Here is an 18190-nt window from a genome sequence, read left to right as displayed (position 1 = left end):
TGTCGTGAGCGGGCTGCCGTCAGGCGTCAACGGCCTGCCGCGCAACGCCAGTTCGCGCGGCGACCGCCCGGCCGTAGTCACCGGCACGACCTCCGGCGGGGACGTCGACCGGGCGTGCCGCCACGGCCGTGCGGGCCGGTCACCGCACCGGCCGTGCGGCGAGGGCCGCGCGCCCTGTTCAGCGCCGGGGCAGGGTGAGTTCGAACCAGACGGACTTGCCGGTGGCCGTCCGGCTGGCGCCCCACTCACGCGCCAGGGTGCTCACCACGCGCAGCCCGCGCCCGGACTCGTCACCGGGGCCGGCGCTGAGCAGCGTGGGCAGGTCGTGGTCGTCGTCGTCCACCTCGCACAGCAGCGTGTCCCCGCGGACGAGCCGCAGCGCGACGGGCCCGCCGCGGGAGTGCCGCACGGCGTTGGTGACGAGTTCACCGGCCAGCAGCTCTGCCTGGTCGGCGAGCCCGGCGAGCTGCCACGCGTGCAGCCGCTCGCGGACCACGGCACGGGCGCGCCGCACCTCAGCCGGGTCACGGGCCAGGCGCCACTCGGCGACGTCGTCCGGCGCGATGCCGTTCAGCCGGGCCATGAGCAGGGCCACGTCGTCCTTGCGGCCGCCGCGGGTGTTCAGCGCGCGGATGATCGTGTCGCAGGCGTCGTCCATGGACGCCGCCGGGTGGGCGGCGGACTCGCACAGGGCGGCGAGGCGGACGCCGATGTCCTCGCCGCGCATCTCGACCAGCCCGTCGGTGCACATCACCAGCCGGTCGCCGGGCCGCACCCGCACGCGCACCGCCTCGAAGGGCACCCCGCCCACGCCGACGGGCGCGCCCGTGGGCAGGCCGAGCAGCTCGCTGCGGCCGTCGCCGGCGCGGACCAGGACCGGTGGGATGTGGCCCGCGTTGGCGAGGTGCAGTTCGCCGGCGATCGGGTCGTAGACGGCGTACAGGCAGGTGGCGAGGTAGCTGTCGCCGAGCCGCTGGGCGAGGTCGTCGAGGTTGCGCAGCAGCCGGGCCGGCGGCAGGTCGAGGGCGGCCATGGTCTGCACGGCGGTGCGCAACTGGCCCATCATGGCGGCCGAGTTCAGGCCGTGGCCCATCACGTCGCCGACGACGAGCGCGGTGCGTGCGCCCGGCAGCTTGACCGAGTCGAACCAGTCGCCGCCGACCCGGCCCAGCAGCGTCCCGGGCAGGTAGCGGGTGGCGATGTCGCAGCCCGCCCGGTGCGGCGGGATGTGCGGCAGCATGCTGTCCTGGAGGGTCTCGGCGACGCTCTCCTGGTGGGTGTACATGCGCGCGTTGTCGAGCACCAGGGCCGCGCGGGCGGCGAGTTCAGCGCCGGTGACCCGGTCCATGTCGTTGAACTCGGGCCGCTCGGGGTGGCGCAGCAGGACCATGAAGCCCAGCACCACGTTGCGCGCCTTCAGGGGCACGATCAGCATGGAGCGGTGGGTCAGGAAGGGCCGCATGTCGCGCTTTTCGAACTGCTCCGCGATCGCCTGCCCCATCTCCTCGCCGATGTGCGGCACCAGGATGGGCTCGCCGGTGGTCATGCACTGGAAGAAGGGTGTGTGCGCCGGGATCTGCAGGGACTCGCCGACCGGGACGGTGTCGTCCCAGCGGCCGGGTTCGTCGGTGTGCTCCAGGGCGACGCGGTGCCACAGGGTGGTGGCGTCGGGCGCCCCCTCGGGGAACCCCTCGCCGGCGACGACCTGTTCGCGCAGGTACGTGCACGCCACGTCGGTGAAGCGGGGCACGACGGCGGTGCTGACCTCGTCGATCGTGCGGGAGAGGTCCAGGGAGGTGCCGATGCGGCCGCTGACCTCGTTGAGGAACTCCAGCCGCTCGCGCACGGCGGCGTACTCGAGGTCCTCGCCGTCGTCGAGGAGGTCCCGCGGCACCGGCTCACCGGCCGCCAGGGCGCGCGCGGCCCGCTGCCGGCGCGCCAGCCGTCCGGCCCGCCGGGACACGCCCCAGTCGGGCGTGACGGGCACCCGCTCGTTGCGGCTGAACTCCAGCACCGGATAGCCGAGTTCGAGGACCTGCGCGACGATGCGGGCGCTCTCGCGGACGCTCGTGCCGGGCAGGATCTCGGGCAGCCGCCGGGCGAGTTCCTCGGCACCGGGGAAGTCGGTGTGCAGGGCGAAGGCGGGCACGACGCGCTCGCAGGGCGCCCCGGCGCCGGGATCCTCGCCCTCGTCGCCCACCGCGGCCGCGTCGGCGGCGAGCACCAGCAGCCGCTCCCGCCCCGGGCCCGCCAGCGGGTACGCCCACCACAGGACGTCGGCCCGTGCCCGCCCCACGTCCTCCGCCCCGCCGTCGGGCTCGCGCCCCGGCACGCTGAGGCGGGCGCGGCCCGCGGCCGGGTACGGCAGCGGGCCGTCCAGGGAGGACTCCAGGGCGGGAACCGGCCCGTCCCAGGCTGAGGGTGCCTCGTCCGGGAGATCTCCGTCCTCCTCGGGCAGCGCGCCCGAGACGGGGAGCAGATCGGCGGCCGGGCGGCCGATGGCCTCGTCCTTGGCGATGCCGAACAGCCGCCACGCGCCCCTGCTCCAGTGGGACACCAGGCCGTCCCGGTCGACGACGACCACCGCCAGCGGGACGCGGCCGGCCTCGGCGGCCCCCGCCGCCGCGCCGTCCCCGGTCCCCCGGCCGAGAGATGCGTCCCTGTCGGTGCCACGGTCCATGGCGCAGGCCTCTCTCCCACGGCTCCGCAAGATCTGTTGCCCCTTCCACCACGGTACGGGGGCGGCCGGTGGCGATGTGTGACAACGCCGGAACTGGTCCGGGCCGCGCGCTCCCGGCGCGCGGAAGCGCGCCGGGGGGCGCCGGGCTCAGTCCTCGTGGCCGAGCTGGAGGTCGCGTTCCGTGCGTCCCCCGCCCGCCACCTGCAGCACCGTGGCCACCGGCGGGTAGCCGGCGGCGATCACGGTGTACTCGCCGGAGGACAGGTCGACGAAGCGGAACATGCCGTCGGCTCCCGTGGTCAGCGTGTCGACGACGTTGCCGGCGGCGTCGAGGAGGGTCACGCGGGCGTCCTCCACGGGCCGCCCGCCGGTGGCCCGGACGGTGCCGCGCAGCACGGCGCCGCCGGCGAGCTCGACGTCCTGGCGGGTCTCCCGGGAGGCCTGCACGGAGACCGGCAGCGCGGCCGGGCGGAAGGCGGGTGCGCTGGCGGCGAGGGTGTACTCCCCCGCGACCAGTTCGGTGATGACGTACCCGCCCTCACGTCCGCTGCGGGTGCTGGCCACGACCTCGCCGTGCACGTTGGTCAGCGTGACGGTGGCGTCGCGCACCGGGCTGCCGTCCGCGGTCAGGACGCTGCCCGCGAGGCGGCCGGCGCCACCGAGGACGACGTCGAGTTCGACGGGGCGCTCCCCGACGGTGACGGACACGGCCTGCGGCTGGTGGCCGCCGGCCGCGGCGATCAGGACGTACGCCCCGGAACCCGGCGTCGACAGCGCGTACCGGCCGTCCTCCCCGCTCGCGCCGCGCCCGATCTGCCGCCCGGTGACGTCGATGAGGGTGAGCGCCGCACGGGGCACCACGGTGCCGTCGGCGTGCTGCACCGTGCCGCAGACGGGGACGCCGGCGGGAAACGGCGCACGGGCGTGCGGGATGCCGGCGGTCGTGTGCGCGGTCTCCGCCGGGGATGCGGGGGCGTTGTGGGACACCAGGGGTCTCTCCTTGAGGAAGAAGGCGATGATCAGGCCGAGGACGAGCACCGGCACGAGGTAAAGGAAGATCCGCGGCATGGCGTCGGCGTACGCCCGGATGTAGGCGTCGCGCAGGTGCGGGGGCAGGGCGTGGACCAGCTGCGGGGTGATCGACTCGGGGTCGGGAAGACGGGCGCCGGCCTGCGCGGGGACGCGTGCGGCGAGGGCGTCGGTGAGCCGGCCGGCGAAGAGGGTGCCGAAGACGGCGGCGCCGACGCTGCCGCCGATCTGCCGGAAGTAGTTGTTGGCGCTGGTGGCCGTGCCGAGGTCGGCGGGCCGCACGGAGTTCTGCACGGCGAGGATCAAAACCGGCATCACCAGGCCGAAGCCGGCGCCGAGGACGGCCATCCAGACGCTGTAGTGCAGGCGGGGCGTGTCCACCTCGAGACGGGAGAGCAGCCACATGCCGGCCGCGGACAGCGCCCCGCCGGCGACCGGGTACACCTTGTAGCGGCCGGTGCGGCTGATGAGCTGCCCGGAGACGATGGAGGCCACGACGATGCCGCCCATCATCGGCAGCATCAGCAGGCCCGACTCGGTGGCCGAGGCGCCGTCGACCATCTGCAGGAACGTCGGCAGGTAGCTGGCGGCGCCGAACAGCGCGACGCCGACGACCAGGCCGACCAGGCCGCTGACGTTGAAGACGGAGTCCCTGAACAGCCGCAGCGGGATCAGGGGTTCGGCGGCGTAGCGCTCGGCGACGAGGAAGAGGACGACGGCCGCCGCGGCGCCCGCGCCGAGGCCGAGGACGACGCGCGAGCCCCAGGCGTACTCGGTGCCGCCCCAGCTGGTCAGCAGCACCAGGCAGGTCGAGGCCGCGGTGAGCAGCAGGGCGCCGGGCAGGTCGAGCCGTCCCCTCGTCGCGGGCTTCGGCAGCTTCAGCACGACGGTGACGACGGCCAGGGTCAGCAGGCCGAAGGGCACGTTGACGTAGAAGCACCACCGCCAGGAGAGGTGGTCGGTGAAGTACCCGCCGAGCAGCGGGCCGGCGACGGAGGCCAGTCCGAAGGCGGCGCCGATGAGTCCCATGAAGCGGCCGCGCTGCCGGGGCGGCACGATGTCCGCGATGATCGCCTGGACGCCGGTCATGAGTCCGCCGGCGCCGACGCCCTGGACGGCGCGGAAGACGATGAGCTGGTCCATGGTCGTCGCCCGCCCGGCGAGCGCCGAGCCGGCGACGAAGACGACGATGGCGAACTGGAAGACGCCCTTGCGGCCGAGCAGGTCGCCGAGCTTGCCGTAGATCGGCAGTCCGACGGTGGCCGTGAGCAGGTAGGCGGTGATCGCCCACGACATCCTGTCCAGGCCGTGCAGCTCGCCGACGATCTTCGGCAGGGCCGTGGCGACGATCATCTGCTCCAGCGCGGCGAGGAGCAGCGCGAGCATCAGCCCGAGGAACACCAGCCGCACGCGGCGGGGGCTCAGGTCGGGGCCGGGGGCCGGCGGCGCGGCGGGTGTCCTCGGCGGCGCCACCGCCGGTTCGTCCCGCACCAGAGTGATCCCGCCCACGTACCGCTCCCCTCGTCGCGCCTGCCGCACCGTTCCCGCGTACGGCGAGAACTGCGGGCAAGCACGACGGGTTACGGCGCACCGCCCGAACGACGGGAGATGCACTCGAACCGGTGAGGGGGCCAACGCGGCCCCGTACCGGTCCCGTTGGGGCGTCCGGGGTGGCGGACCCTACTGCTCGACCTCGGTGGCGAGCCGGGCGAGGACCGCGTCGTGGATGCGGGCGAGCCCCTTGGGCGCGAAGGTCCTCTCGAAGAATCCGCCGATGCCGCCGGCGCCCTTCCACGTGCTGGTCACGACGACCCGGGACCTCCCCTCGCCCGCCGGGGTGACCCGCCAGGTGGTGACCATGGAGGAGTTGCGGTCCTTCTCGACGAGTTCGCCGTCGGTGGGCTCGGTGACCTCCAGCAGGCAGTCGCGCACGCGCTTGCTGGTCGCCTGGAGCCTCCAGTGGACGAGGGTGCCCTCCCCGTCGCCGCCCTCGCGCACCTCGTACTCGCTGAACTGTTCGGGCAGCAGCCTCCCGCGGGTGCCGCTGTAGTCGGCGAGGGCGTCGAACACCTTCTCCGCGTCCGCCGCGACGACCCGCTCCGTAGTGGCCTCGACCTGCGCCATCAGGTTCCTCCAGGACTTGCGATTCCAGGGTTGGGACAAGCCAACCACCCCGCTCACCGGCTCCCCACATCGGGGTTCCGCCCGTGATCGATCCAGGTCGGGGAGGCGACCGGGTCTGACATGTCGAGCGATCATGGGAACGTGTGTTCTATTCTTGGTGCAGCGCTACCGAGGAGGCGTCATGCGCTGGGACAACCTCACGCTGGAGACGGACCACAGCGGGGCCGACGCCGCGCTGTTCGGCGCGGACTCCGTGACCACCCGTACCTTCGACACGCCCGAATTCCGGGGGATCACCTTCCACGAGATCCGGGCGCGCTCGATCGTCAACCGGGTGCCGGGCGCCTCCCGCATGCCGTTCGAGTGGACGGTCAACCCCTACCGGGGCTGCACCCACGCGTGCGTGTACTGCTTCGCCCGCAGGACGCACGGCTACCTGGACCTGGACACGGGGATCGGCTTCGACACGCAGATCGTGGTCAAGGTGAACGCCCCGGACCTGCTGCGCCGCCAGCTGTCCTCGCGCCGCTGGCAGGGCGAGCACATCGCGATGGGCACGAACGTCGACTGCTACCAGCGCGCCGAGGGCCGCTACCGCCTGATGCCCGGCATCCTGGCTGCCCTGCGCGACCACGCGAACCCTTTCTCCATCCTCACCAAGGGCACGCTGATCCTGCGCGACCTGGAGCTGCTGAAGCAGGCGTCCGAGGTCACCGACGTCGGCGTCTCGGTCTCCGTGGGCTTCACCGACGCCGAGCTGTGGCGCACGGTGGAGCCGGGCACGCCGGCGCCGGAGCGCCGTCTGGACGTGGTGCGCACCCTCGGCGAGCACGGCATCGGCTGCGGCGTGCTGATGGCCCCGGTGGTCCCCTTCCTGAGCGACCACCCGGCCCAGCTGCGGGCCACCGTGCGGGCGATCGCAACGGCCGGCGCCACCTCCGTCACACCGCTGGTGCTGCACCTGCGGCCGGGCGCCCGCGAGTGGTTCATGGCCTGGCTCGGCCGGCACCACCCGCACCTGGTGCCCCGGTACGAGCGGCTGTACGCCGAGGGCGCGTACGCACCGACGTGGTACCAGCGCCGGATCACCCGTCAGGTCCACGACCTGGCGCGGGAGTACGGCATCGGCCCCACGCGCGCCGGGGAGCGCCGGCGTGTCCGGCCCCCGGAGCCCGCACCGTCCACACCGTCCGGACCGACCCAGCTGACGCTCCTCTGAGAGCCTCGGACGGAGCCGGGATCCGGCGCGCGGAACCCGGCACGCACCCTGGGATCGTTCGAGGGCATCCCGGGACCCGATCGGGTCAAGAACCGCCGCGACGCGTTCCTCCCGTGGCCCTTTCCGGGACGATGCGGCGTGGAGCGCGAGACCCGCGGTCCGCAGCCCCTCCGTCCTGGGAGGACCATTGATGAGACAACGCGCCGCGGTGCTGTGCGGAGCCGCCGTCGTGGTGGCCGGCTCGTTCACGGCCGTCCCCGCCGACGCGAGCACCTCGCCGGCCCCGGTCACCGCGCGGGCCCAGGTGGCGAAGGTCGCCTGGAGGAAGTGCGGCACCAAGGACTACCCGGCCCTGCAGTGCGGGTCCCTGAAGGTGCCGCTCGACCACCGCGACCCCTCCGGGCGGCAGATCACGCTGGCGCTGTCCCGCGTCCCGCACACGGACCGGACGTACCAGGGGCCGCTGCTGGTCAACCCCGGCGGTCCGGGCGGCAGCGGCCGGACGCTCGCCGGGTTCGTCGCCAAGTCCCTGCCCGCCGCGGTCGCGGCGCGGTACGACGTCATCGGGTTCGACCCGCGCGGGGTGGGCGCGAGCCGGCCGGCCCCGGACTGCGCGCCGGACCACTTCGGCCCGGTGCGCCCCGACTCGGTGCCGAGCACGCCCGCGATCGAGCGGGCCAACCTGGCGCGCGCCCGGTCCTTCGCCGCCGCCTGCGGCAGGAAGTACGCGAGCCTGCTGCCGCACCTCGACACCGTCAGCGCCGCCACGGACCTGGACGCGATCCGCAGGGCCGTCGGCGCGCAAAAGATCAGTTACTTCGGCTACTCGTACGGCACCTACCTCGGCGCGGTGTACGCCAAGCTCTTCCCCCAGCGGGTGCGCCGCCTGGTCCTGGACTCGGTCGTCGACCCGGCCGGCGTCTGGTACGACGACAACATCCAGCAGGACTACGCCTTCGACGACCGCCACCGGGCGTTCCTCGCGTGGGTCGCCCGGCACGACTCGGTCTACCGGCTGGGCACCGACCCGGCCCGGGTCGAGGCCGAGTGGTACGCCATGCGGGCGGCGCTGGCGAAGAAGCCGGCGGAGGGCAAGGTCGGGGCCTCCGAACTGGAGGACACCTTCGTCCCGGGCGGCTACTACAACGGCTACTGGCCCTATCTGGCGGAGGCGTTCGCGGCGTACGTGAACGACGCGGACACCGCGCCCCTGGTCGACGCCCACGAGGACTTCGGCGACGACGACGCCGCGGGCGGCAACGGCTACAGCGTCTACACCTCCGTGCAGTGCCGTGACAGCGCCTGGCCGCGGGACTGGCGGACCTGGCGCGAGGACAACTGGGCGGTGTTCGCCAAGGCACCCTTCATGACCTGGAACAACGCCTGGTACAACGCACCGTGCGCGTTCTGGCCCACCGGCCCGTCGGCCCCGGTGGACGTCGCCAACGCCAAGCTGCCGCCGGCGCTGCTGTTCCAGGCGACCGACGACGCGGCCACCCCCTACCGGGGCGGCGTCACGATGCACCGGCTGCTGGCGGGCTCCGGCCTGGTCGTCGAGGAGGGCGGCGGGAACCACGGCATCACGCTGAGCGGGAACGCCTGCCTGGACAGGTACCTGGCGAGGTACCTGACCGACGGCACCGTGCCCCGCGGCCGGGGCGTGGCCGACGCGGTGTGCCGGAAGCTGCCCGATCCCAAACCGCTGGGCGCCAGGGCCGCCTCCACGGCCCCCGCGGCCGGGGCCGGCGCGCGCGCCCTCCCGTCCGCCGCCTCCCCCGGTGCGACGCTGCACGCGCTGGTGGGCTTCCGCCACTGAGCGGCCGGCCGGGTCCTGTCCGGCGGTCCCGCCGGGCACGGCGGGCCCGGCGGCCACCGCGGAGAAACCCGGCCACCTGTCGTGCGGGACGGCAGGACCGGTGGTCCACCATGGGACGCATGAGCGAACTCACCAGGATCCCCGCCCCCGACGGCGTGGCCCCCGCCGCCCAGTACACCCATGTCGTCCTGGGCGCGGGCCGTTTCGTCGCGATCTCGGGCCAGCTCGCCCTGGACGAGACCGGCGCGCTCGTCGGCGAGGGGGATGCCGGCGCCCAGGCCCGGCAGGTCTTCGAGAACCTCCGCCGCTGCCTGGCCTCCGCCGGGGCCACCTTCGACGACGTCGTCAAACTCACCTACTTCGTCACGGACATGGCCCATCTGCCCGCCCTGCGCGCGGCCCGCGCCGAGCACCTGCCCGACGACCGCCTCCCGGCCGTCTCCGCCGTCCAGGTGGCCGCCCTGGTGCGCCCCGAGTTCCTGATGGAGGTCGAGGCGTTCGCGGTGGTGGCCGGGTGAAGGACCGGCATGCGGACGCCGGCTGACAGGCCGTCACGATCAGCCCGGCCGCCGGCACGGTGACCGGGACGCGCCCCGGGCGGCGGGCGGGTTCATCTCTGCTTCGGGATCCGCGCCAGTGCGCGCACCGCCGCCTGAGCGAGCGCCGGGTGGGCCAATGCCTCGTTCAGAACGGGGCGGGCGCGGGCGTCGCCGAGGGCGCCGAGGCCCTCCACGCAGGCAAGGGCCACCCGTTGGTAGGGGTCGTGCGGGCGGAGCCGGCGCTCCAGCGTGGTGATCAGGGCGGGCACCGACTCGGGCGCCCGCAGTTCGGTCAGCAGCCGGACCGGGTGCAGCGCGTAGGCGACGCGCAGTTCGTTGGTGGCGAGAGCGGCCGCCGCCCGGGCGGTACGGGGATCGCCGAGCCGGGCCAGGGCGTACGCGGCCGAGGCGCAGCGCCGCGGTTCCCGGTGGTTGAGGAACAGCACCAGGGACTCGAAGGCGCGCCGGTCGCCGGCCAGCCCCAGCCGGAACGCGGCCAGTTCCCGCGCCCACAGCGGCTGCCCGGGAGCCGTGAGCACCTCGGCCAGTTCGTCCGGGTCCCCGGTGGCCGTCAGATGCCCGAACGCCGCCGAGCCGCCCGACTCCTGCCGTAAGCGCTCCGTGAGCGCCCGCAACTCTTCGTCCACGAAGGCCAGCCTAGGCGTGCGCGGCCCCTCTTCGGGACCTAGGTCACAAACTCAGGGGGGTGGCGCGCTCGTTACCGGCCGGTTAAGCTCAGACGAGCGAGTTACCCACTCGCGCAGACTCGCAGCGGCCTGGTGACGCAGCCGCCGTGAGTGTTGTCGGTTCGGTACTCCTGTACCGCAGTACGACTCGGCTCCGGGACAGAGCCGGTCGGTTCGGCCGGCCGCCGGGCGTGTGCGCGCCCGCGGCGTCCGGCACCGGGCGTGTGCGCTGGCAGCCCGGCAACACCCGCATCCCTCACCGCCCCCGGTGCGCCCCTTCCGGCGCGCCGGGCGCGTTCCCAGTCGTCACCCTCATTCCTGGAGTCCCGCGATGGCCACTCCCCTCTCCGACACCTCCGACTCCCCGCTGAAGACCGTCGCCGTCGTCGGCCTCGGCACCATGGGCACCGGCATCACCGAGGTCCTCGCCCGCGCCGGCCGGGAGGTCGTCGGCATCGACGTCAGCGAGGCCGCGGCCGCCACGTGCGTCGCCGCCCTGGAGTCCTCCACCGCCCGCGCCGTCGAGCGCGGCCGCCTGACCGAGCAGGAACGCGCGGACGCCCTGGCCCGTGTGCGCACCTCCACCGACCTCGCCGCCGCGGCCGACGCCGACCTGGTCATCGAGGTGGCACCCGAGTCGTACGAGGTCAAGCAGCAGATCATCCGGGAGCTGGACGGCATCGTGCGGCCCGGGACGATCCTGGCGACCGGCACCAACGCGCTGTCCGTCACGCGCCTGGCCGCCGACTCCGCCCACCCCGAGCGCGTGCTCGGCCTGCACTTCTTCAACCCGGCGCCGGCCATGAGACTGGTCGAGGTCGTCTCGTCGGTGCTGACCGCGCCGGCGGCCGTCACCGCGGTCACCCAGCTCGCCCTCGACCTGGGCAAGGAGCCCGTCGCGGTGGGCGACCGGCCCGGCTTCGTCGCCGACGGCCTGCTGTTCGGCTACCTCAACCAGGCCGCCGCGATGTACGAGGCCAAGTACGCCTCCCGCGAGGACATCGACGCCGCGATGCGGCTCGGCTGCGGTCTGCCGATGGGACCGCTCGCACTGCTCGACCTGATCGGCATCGACACCGCGCGCACGGTCCTGGACGCGATGTACGCCGAGTCCCGCGACCGGCTGCACGCCCCCGCCCCGATCCTGAAGCAGCTCAGCGAGGCGGGCCTGACGGGCCGCAAGGCCGGGCGCGGCTTCTACACCTACGAGGCACCGGGCAGCGGCACCGTCGTGGCGGACGCCCTGACCCCGGGCGAGGGCGGCACCGCCGTGCCGGGGCGTCCGGTGCGCTCCGTCGGCGTCGCGGGCTCGGGCACGATGGCCTCCGGCATCGCCGAGGTCTTCGCCAAGGCCGGGTACGAGGTGGTGCTCGCCGCCCGCAGCGCAGAGAAGGCGCAGGCCGCCAAGGCCAGGATCGGCACGTCGCTGTCGCGCTCCGTCAACAAGGGCCGGCTGACCGCGGAGGCGGCGGAGCAGACCCTGGACCGGATCACGGCCACGGGCACCTACGACGACTTCGCCGACGTGGACCTGGCCGTGGAGGCGGTCGCCGAGGACCTGGCGGTCAAGCAGCAGCTGTTCGCGACGCTGGACAAGGTGTGCCGGCCGGGCGCCGTGCTGGCCACCACCACCTCGTCGCTGCCCGTCGTCGCCTGCGCCCGCGCCACCTCGCGTCCGCAGGACGTGATCGGCATGCACTTCTTCAACCCGGCGCCCGCCATGAAGCTGGTCGAGGTCGTCCGCACGGTGCTGACCGCCGACGACGTCCACGCCACCGTGCGCGAGGTCTGCGGCAAGGTCAGGAAGCACGCGGTGGACTGCGGGGACCGGGCGGGCTTCATCGTCAACGCGCTGCTGTTCCCGTACCTCAACAACGCGATCAAGATGGTGCAGGAGCACTACGCGTCCCTCGACGACATCGACGCGGCGATGAAGCTGGGCGGCGGCTACCCGATGGGGCCGTTCGAGCTGCTGGACGTCGTCGGGCTGGACGTCTCCCTGGCCATCGAGAAGGTCCTCCACCGCGAGTTCCGGGACCCGGGCCTCGCGCCCGCGCCGCTTCTGGAGCACCTGGTGGCCGCGGGCTGCCTCGGCCGCAAGACGGGCCGCGGCTTCCGCGAATATGCCCGCCGCTGAGGACCCCGCGGACCGGCTCCCCTCCGGCGAGTGGGGCGGACTGCTCGATCCGGGCGGGTTCCCCCCGCCCGGCCGGCCCGGCGCTCCCCTGCCCGACGGAGGCGGGGGAAGCCGGGGACCTGCGCACCGGGCCGCGCGCATGCAGTACGTTCGGGTCATGTCCCAGCCCGCCAAGTCCGCACGTACACCAGCCGCGCCCGACGCGCCGGAGAGCGCCGCGGGTTCCCGCGCCGCCGCCCAACGGCTCAAGATGCGCCGGGAACTGGCGGCCGCCGCGATGGAACTGTTCGCGACCAAGGGATACGAAGCGACGACCGTCGACGAGATCGCCGCGGCGGCGGGGGTCGCCCGCCGCACCTTCTTCCGCCACTTCCGCTCCAAGGAAGAGGCGATCTTCCCCGACCACGACGACACCCTGATCCGCGCGGAGGCGGTGCTCAAGGCCGCGCCCGCGCACGAGCACCCGCTCGACACGGTGTGCCGCGGGATCAAGGAAGTCATGAAGATGTACGCGGCCCGGCCGGAGATCTCGGTCGCGCGCTACAAGCTGACCCGCGAGGTGCCGACGCTGCGGGAGGCGGAGATCGCCTCCGTGGCCCGCTACGAGCGTCTGTTCACGCGCTACCTGCTCGGCCACTTCGACGAGCGCGCGCACGCCGACGACGCCAACGACGACCCGCTGCTGGCCGAGGTCGCCGCGTCGGCCGTGGTGACCGCGCACAACCACGTGCTGCGGCGCTGGCTGCGGGCGGGCGGCCAGGGCGACGTGGAGGCGCAGCTGGACCACGCCTTCGCCATCGTGCGCAGGACGTTCGGCACCGGGATCGGAGCCGGCCGGAGCACGGCGCCCCAGCCCGCGCCGGCGCCGGCGGCGGTGTCCCGGCAGGGCGAGGTGCTGGTGACGGTCGCCCGCACCGACGCCCCCCTCGACGAGGTCATGCGGACCATCGAGGAGGCCCTGAAGGACCGCTGAGCGCCTCCCGGAGCCGGTACGGAACACAGAACCGGCGCGGGCACTGTGACGACGGCCACCCCCTCGGGGTGGCCGTTTTGCCATGTCAGGGGCGTTTGTGGACCGAGGTGTCCCCGCGCTGCGATCGATCATCGCTCATTTGTAACGTAAAGATTTCGTCTGAGCGCAAGGATCTGGCACTCAGTGCCTTGCCACCTGACACGCGGTGTCATACGTTGAAGAGGTCCGGGCGGCCGGCGTGCAGGACCGAACGCACGCCGGCTGTCCCCGCAAGCCTCCCCGGCTCGTGCGCCCGGACGCCTGCGTCACAGGCAACCTCCCGCGCCACCAAGCGCCGCCGAAGCACCACCCGCCGAACCGACGGCACACCCTCATCCACCCTCAGCAGCACCCGACGCAACCCTCAGCGCCCCTCCCTCAGGGCGCTCACCGCCGGAGGCAACACCGTGACCGTGAAGGACATCCTGGCCGCGATCCAGTCGCCCGACTCCACGTCGGAGGACTTCGCCGCCCTCCCGCTCCCCGAGTCGTACCGTGCGATCACCGTGCACAAGGACGAGACGGAGATGTTCGCGGGCCTCGCCACCCGCGACAAGGACCCGCGCAAGTCGATCCACCTCGACGAGGTGCCGCTGCCCGAGCTCGGCCCGGGCGAGGCGCTGGTCGCCGTCATGGCCTCGTCGGTCAACTACAACTCGGTGTGGACGTCGATCTTCGAGCCGCTGTCCACCTTCGGTTTCCTGGAGCGCTACGGCCGGGTCAGCGAGCTGGCCAAGCGCCACGACCTGCCGTACCACATCATCGGCTCCGACCTCGCGGGCGTCGTGCTGCGCACCGGCCCGGGCGTCAACGCCTGGCGGCCCGGTGACGAGGTCGTCGCGCACTGCCTCTCCGTCGAGCTGGAGTCCAGCGACGGCCACAACGACACGATGCTCGACCCCGAGCAGCGCATCTGGGGCTTCGAGACCAACTTCGGCGGTCTCGCCGAGATCGCCCTGGTCAAGTCCAACCAGCTGATGCCCAAGCCGGACCACCTCAGCTGGGAGGAGGCCGCCGCCCCCGGTCTGGTCAACTCCACCGCCTACCGGCAGCTGGTCTCCCGCAACGGCGCCGGCATGAAGCAGGGCGACAACGTCCTCATCTGGGGCGCGAGCGGCGGACTCGGCTCGTACGCCACGCAGTTCGCCCTGGCCGGCGGCGCCAACCCGATCTGTGTGGTCTCCAGCGAGCAGAAGGCGGACATCTGCCGCTCGATGGGCGCCGAGGCGATCATCGACCGCAGCGCCGAGGGCTACAAGTTCTGGAAGGACGAGAACACCCAGGACCCGAAGGAGTGGAAGCGCTTCGGCAAGCGCATCCGCGAACTCACCGGCGGCGAGGACATCGACATCGTCTTCGAGCACCCCGGCCGCGAGACCTTCGGCGCGAGCGTCTACGTCACCCGCAAGGGCGGCACCATCACCACCTGCGCCTCCACCTCGGGCTACATGCACGAGTACGACAACCGCTACCTGTGGATGTCCCTGAAGCGCATCATCGGCTCGCACTTCGCCAACTACCGCGAGGCCTGGGAGGCCAACCGGCTCATCGCGAAGGGCAAGATCCACCCGACCCTGTCCAAGGTGTACTCCCTGGAGGACACCGGCCAGGCCGCCTACGACGTGCACCGCAACCTCCACCAGGGCAAGGTCGGCGTGCTGTGCATGGCCCCCGAGGAGGGCCTGGGCGTGCGCGACCACGAGAAGCGCGCGAAGCACATCGACGCCATCAACCGCTTCCGGAACATCTGAGACAGCGGAGGCCACAGATGACCGAGCGTCAGCCCGCCGAGGCGGAGCGGGAGCCCGTGGCTGCGCCCGAGGGCGCACCGGGGCGGCAGGAGACGAAGCCGGGGGAGCACGGCGACCGCGGCCCGGGCGATGCCGGCTCCGGCGCCGGGCGCCCCCGGGCGCGGGCACGGACGGAGAAGGACCGGCCGTGGCTCATGCGCACGTACGCCGGCCACTCCACGGCCGAGGCGTCCAACGAGCTGTACCGGCGCAACCTCGCCAAGGGCCAGACCGGCCTGTCGGTGGCGTTCGACCTGCCGACGCAGACCGGCTACGACCCCGACCACGTCCTCGCCCGCGGCGAGGTCGGCCGGGTCGGCGTGCCCGTCGCGCACCTCGGTGACATGCGCCGGCTGTTCCAGGACATCCCCCTGGAGCAGATGAACACCTCGATGACGATCAACGCCACCGCCATGTGGCTGCTGGCGCTCTACCAGGTCGTCGCCGAGGAGCAGGGTGCGGACATCACCAAGCTCCAGGGCACGACCCAGAACGACATCGTCAAGGAGTACCTGTCCCGGGGCACGCACGTCTTCCCGCCCGGGCCGTCGCTCCGGCTGACGACGGACATGATCGCGTACACGGTCTCCCACATGCCGAAGTGGAACCCGATCAACATCTGCAGCTACCACCTGCAGGAGGCGGGCGCCACGCCGGTCCAGGAGATCGCGTACGCGATGTCCACCGCCATCGCCGTCCTCGACGCGGTCCGCGACAGCGGCCAGGTGCCGCCGGAACGCATGGGCGATGTCGTGGCCCGCATCTCCTTCTTCGTGAACGCGGGCGTCCGCTTCATCGAGGAGATGTGCAAGATGCGGGCGTTCGGCCGCATCTGGGACAGGATCACGCGGGAGCGGTACGGCATCGAGAACCCCAAGCAGCGCCGCTTCCGCTACGGCGTCCAGGTCAACTCCCTGGGCCTGACGGAGGCGCAGCCGGAGAACAACGTCCAGCGGATCGTGCTGGAGATGCTGGCCGTCACCCTCTCCAAGGACGCCCGCGCCCGTGCCGTGCAGCTGCCGGCCTGGAACGAGGCGCTGGGCCTGCCCCGGCCCTGGGACCAGCAGTGGTCGCTGCGCATCCAGCAGGTGCTCGCCTACGAGAGCGACCTGCTGGAGTACGACGACATCTTCGAGGGCTCGAAGGTGATCGAGGCGAAGGTGGACGAGCTGGTCGAGGCGGCGCTCGCCGAGATCGACCGGATCCAGGAGATGGGCGGCGCGATGGCCGCCGTGGAGTCCGGCTACCTGAAGTCGCAGCTGGTCGCCTCGCACGCCGAGCGCAGGGCCCGGATCGAGTCCGGGCAGGAGAAGATCATCGGTGTCAACGCCTTCGAGGGCACCGAGCCGAACCCGCTGACCGCCGATCTGGACACCGCGATCCAGACGGTGGACCCGGCCGTCGAGGCCCGGGTGATCGCCTCGCTCCAGCAGTGGCGCGACAGCCGCTACCAGCCGCCGTTCAACCACCCGCGCCCCTGCAAGGCGCTGGAGCGGCTGAAGGAGGCCGCCCGCGGCAACGAGAACCTGATGGAGGCCACCCTGGAGTGCGCCCGCGCCGGGGCGACGACCGGCGAGTGGGCCGGGGCCCTGCGCGAGGTGTTCGGCGAGTTCAGGGCGCCCACGGGCGTCTCCTCGGCCCCGGTGGCCGTCCCCGCCGAGGAGGGCAGCGCGCTGGCCCTGGTCCGCCGCAAGGTGGACGCCACGGCGAGGGACCTCGGCGTCGGCAAGCTGCGCTTCCTGGTGGGCAAGCCCGGTCTGGACGGCCACTCCAACGGCGCGGAGCAGATCGCGGTGCGCGCGCGGGACGCCGGCTTCGAGGTGGTCTACCAGGGCATCCGGCTGACGCCCGAGCAGATCGTGGACGCGGCCCTCGCCGAGGACGTGCACGCGGTCGGCCTGTCGATCCTGTCCGGTTCGCACGCCCAGCTGGTGCCGGACGTGCTCGAACGGCTGCGTGTGGCGGGTGCCACAGACATACCGGTGATCGCCGGTGGCATCATCCCCAGCGGTGACGCCGAGCAGCTCAGGGCAGCCGGAGTGGCCGCGGTCTTCACCCCGAAGGACTTCGACATCACCGGGATCATCGGCCGCATCGTCGACGAGATCCGGAAAGCGAACAAGCTCGACCCCCTGGAGGTCCCCGCATGACGGCCCACCCGTCTCCCACCACCGCCCTTGCGGCGAGCGGCTCCGCCGCGCCCGTCAACCGTCTCCGCCCGCGGCGCTCCTGCCTGGCCGTACCGGGCTCGAACCCGCGCTTCCTGGAGAAGGCCCAGGGCCTGCCGGCGGACCAGGTGTTCCTGGACCTGGAGGACGCGTGCGCGCCGCTGGCCAAGCCCGAGGCGCGGCACACGATCGTCAAGTTCCTCAACGAGGGCGACTGGACGGGCAAGACCAGGGTCGTACGCGTCAACGACTGGACCACCGAGTGGACGTACCGGGACGTCGTGACCGTGGTCGAGGGCGCGGGCCCCAACCTCGACTGCATCATGCTGCCGAAGGTGCAGAGCGCCGATCAGGTCGTCGCCCTCGACCTGCTGCTGACGCAGATCGAGAAGACGATGGGCTTCGAGGTCGGCCGCATCGGCATCGAGGCGCAGATCGAGAACGCGCAGGGCCTGAACAACGTCAACGCGATCGCGCAGGCCTCGCCGCGTGTGGAGACGATCATCTTCGGCCCGGCCGACTTCATGGCGTCGATCAACATGAAGTCGCTGGTCGTGGGCGAGCAGCCGCCCGGCTACCCGGCGGACGCCTACCACTACATCCTGATGAAGATCCTGATGGCCGCCCGCGCCAACAACCTCCAGGCGATCGACGGCCCCTACCTGCAGATCCGCAACGTCGACGGCTTCCGTGAGGTCGCCGGCCGCGCCGCCGCGCTCGGCTTCGACGGCAAGTGGGTGCTGCACCCCGGCCAGGTCGACGCCGCCAACGAGGTCTTCTCGCCCTCCCAGGAGGACTACGACCACGCCGAGCTGATCCTGGACGCGTACGAGTACTACACGTCGGAGGCCGGCGGCAAGAAGGGGTCCGCGATGCTCGGCGACGAGATGATCGACGAGGCCAGCCGTAAGATGGCCCTCGTCGTCGCGGGCAAGGGCCGCGCCGCCGGCATGCAGCGCACCAGCACGTTCGAGATCCCGGAGGCGTGAG

The 18190-nt window shown here is 72.9% G+C and carries 12 protein-coding genes; 8 read left to right on the top strand and 4 right to left on the bottom strand.

The window, feature by feature from the left end; all coding sequences use genetic code 11:
* Positions 1 to 178: 178 nt before the first annotated feature.
* From ABZ920_RS22675 to ABZ920_RS22665, 3 genes are all read right to left on the bottom strand, one after another.
* A complete protein-coding gene (locus ABZ920_RS22675) occupies positions 179 to 2680 on the bottom strand; it encodes a SpoIIE family protein phosphatase (RefSeq protein WP_361507858.1) in 2502 nt (833 codons plus the stop codon).
* A gap of 147 nt (positions 2681 to 2827) precedes the next feature.
* On the bottom strand, positions 2828 to 5218 hold the full coding sequence (locus tag ABZ920_RS22670; RefSeq protein ID WP_361507855.1) for an MFS transporter: 2391 nt from the start codon (positions 5216 to 5218) through the stop codon (positions 2828 to 2830).
* A 171-nt stretch (positions 5219 to 5389) separates the two neighbouring features.
* The gene (locus ABZ920_RS22665) at positions 5390 to 5833 is read right to left on the bottom strand and encodes an SRPBCC family protein (protein WP_361507852.1); all 444 of its coding nucleotides are present in this window, start codon (positions 5831 to 5833) and stop codon (positions 5390 to 5392) included.
* Positions 5834 to 6014: 181 nt separating this feature from the next.
* On the opposite strand from ABZ920_RS22665, the gene ABZ920_RS22660 reads away from it, so the two are divergent.
* From ABZ920_RS22660 to ABZ920_RS22650, 3 genes are all read left to right on the top strand, one after another.
* Positions 6015 to 7052 (top strand): Rv2578c family radical SAM protein, encoded by a 1038-nt coding sequence (locus tag ABZ920_RS22660; protein ID WP_361507849.1) that lies wholly within the window; start codon positions 6015 to 6017, stop codon positions 7050 to 7052.
* Between the two features lie 190 nt (positions 7053 to 7242).
* Entirely contained in the window at positions 7243 to 8868 is a 1626-nt protein-coding gene (locus ABZ920_RS22655; protein WP_361507847.1) for an alpha/beta hydrolase, read from the top strand.
* Positions 8869 to 8987: 119 nt separating this feature from the next.
* Positions 8988 to 9386 carry a RidA family protein gene (locus ABZ920_RS22650; protein ID WP_361507844.1) on the top strand — a complete coding sequence of 133 codons (399 nt, stop codon included), beginning with the start codon at positions 8988 to 8990 and terminating at the stop codon, positions 9384 to 9386.
* 92 nt (positions 9387 to 9478) lie between these two features.
* Here the strand turns inward: ABZ920_RS22650 and ABZ920_RS22645 are convergent, their stop codons facing one another.
* Entirely contained in the window at positions 9479 to 10054 is a 576-nt protein-coding gene (locus tag ABZ920_RS22645) for an adenylosuccinate lyase (RefSeq protein WP_361507841.1), read from the bottom strand.
* 370 nt (positions 10055 to 10424) lie between these two features.
* On the opposite strand from ABZ920_RS22645, the gene ABZ920_RS22640 reads away from it, so the two are divergent.
* The 5 genes from ABZ920_RS22640 (at position 10425) to ABZ920_RS22620 (ending at position 18189) form a co-directional block, all read left to right on the top strand.
* On the top strand, positions 10425 to 12230 hold the full coding sequence (locus ABZ920_RS22640) for a 3-hydroxybutyryl-CoA dehydrogenase (RefSeq protein WP_361507838.1): 1806 nt from the start codon (positions 10425 to 10427) through the stop codon (positions 12228 to 12230).
* A 157-nt stretch (positions 12231 to 12387) separates the two neighbouring features.
* Positions 12388 to 13203, top strand: coding sequence for a TetR family transcriptional regulator (locus tag ABZ920_RS22635; protein ID WP_361507835.1), 816 nt, complete (start codon positions 12388 to 12390; stop codon positions 13201 to 13203).
* 446 nt (positions 13204 to 13649) lie between these two features.
* Positions 13650 to 14993 carry a crotonyl-CoA carboxylase/reductase gene (ccrA, locus tag ABZ920_RS22630; protein WP_361507832.1) on the top strand — a complete coding sequence of 448 codons (1344 nt, stop codon included), beginning with the start codon at positions 13650 to 13652 and terminating at the stop codon, positions 14991 to 14993.
* Between the two features lie 17 nt (positions 14994 to 15010).
* Complete coding sequence (locus ABZ920_RS22625; RefSeq protein WP_361507829.1) at positions 15011 to 17182, top strand: protein meaA; 2172 nt, start codon at positions 15011 to 15013, stop codon at positions 17180 to 17182.
* Positions 17179 to 18189 (top strand): CoA ester lyase, encoded by a 1011-nt coding sequence (locus ABZ920_RS22620; RefSeq protein ID WP_361507826.1) that lies wholly within the window; start codon positions 17179 to 17181, stop codon positions 18187 to 18189. The genes ABZ920_RS22625 and ABZ920_RS22620 overlap by 4 nt, the downstream gene beginning before the upstream one ends.
* The last annotated feature ends 1 nt before the right edge of the window (position 18190 follow it).

The sequence above is a fragment of the Streptomyces sp. NPDC046831 genome (assembly GCF_040645305.1).
Classification (GTDB): domain Bacteria; phylum Actinomycetota; class Actinomycetes; order Streptomycetales; family Streptomycetaceae; genus Streptomyces.
The sequence above is the reverse complement of the archived record's forward strand: the minus strand, read 5'-3'. Positions and strand labels throughout refer to the sequence as shown.

Bases quoted from the DNA above. Each gene is read 5' to 3' on its own strand.
- ABZ920_RS22675 (WP_361507858.1), bottom strand. From the start codon at position 2,680: ATGGACCGTGGCACCGACAGGGACGCATCTCTCGGCCGGGGGACCGGG.
- ABZ920_RS22665 (WP_361507852.1), bottom strand. From the start codon at position 5,833: ATGGCGCAGGTCGAGGCCACTACGGAGCGGGTCGTCGCGGCGGACGCG.
- ABZ920_RS22660 (WP_361507849.1), top strand. From the start codon at position 6,015: ATGCGCTGGGACAACCTCACGCTGGAGACGGACCACAGCGGGGCCGAC.
- ABZ920_RS22655 (WP_361507847.1), top strand. From the start codon at position 7,243: ATGAGACAACGCGCCGCGGTGCTGTGCGGAGCCGCCGTCGTGGTGGCC.
- ABZ920_RS22650 (WP_361507844.1), top strand. From the start codon at position 8,988: ATGAGCGAACTCACCAGGATCCCCGCCCCCGACGGCGTGGCCCCCGCC.
- ABZ920_RS22640 (WP_361507838.1), top strand. From the start codon at position 10,425: ATGGCCACTCCCCTCTCCGACACCTCCGACTCCCCGCTGAAGACCGTC.
- ABZ920_RS22635 (WP_361507835.1), top strand. From the start codon at position 12,388: ATGTCCCAGCCCGCCAAGTCCGCACGTACACCAGCCGCGCCCGACGCG.
- ABZ920_RS22625 (WP_361507829.1), top strand. From the start codon at position 15,011: ATGACCGAGCGTCAGCCCGCCGAGGCGGAGCGGGAGCCCGTGGCTGCG.
- ABZ920_RS22620 (WP_361507826.1), top strand. From the start codon at position 17,179: ATGACGGCCCACCCGTCTCCCACCACCGCCCTTGCGGCGAGCGGCTCC.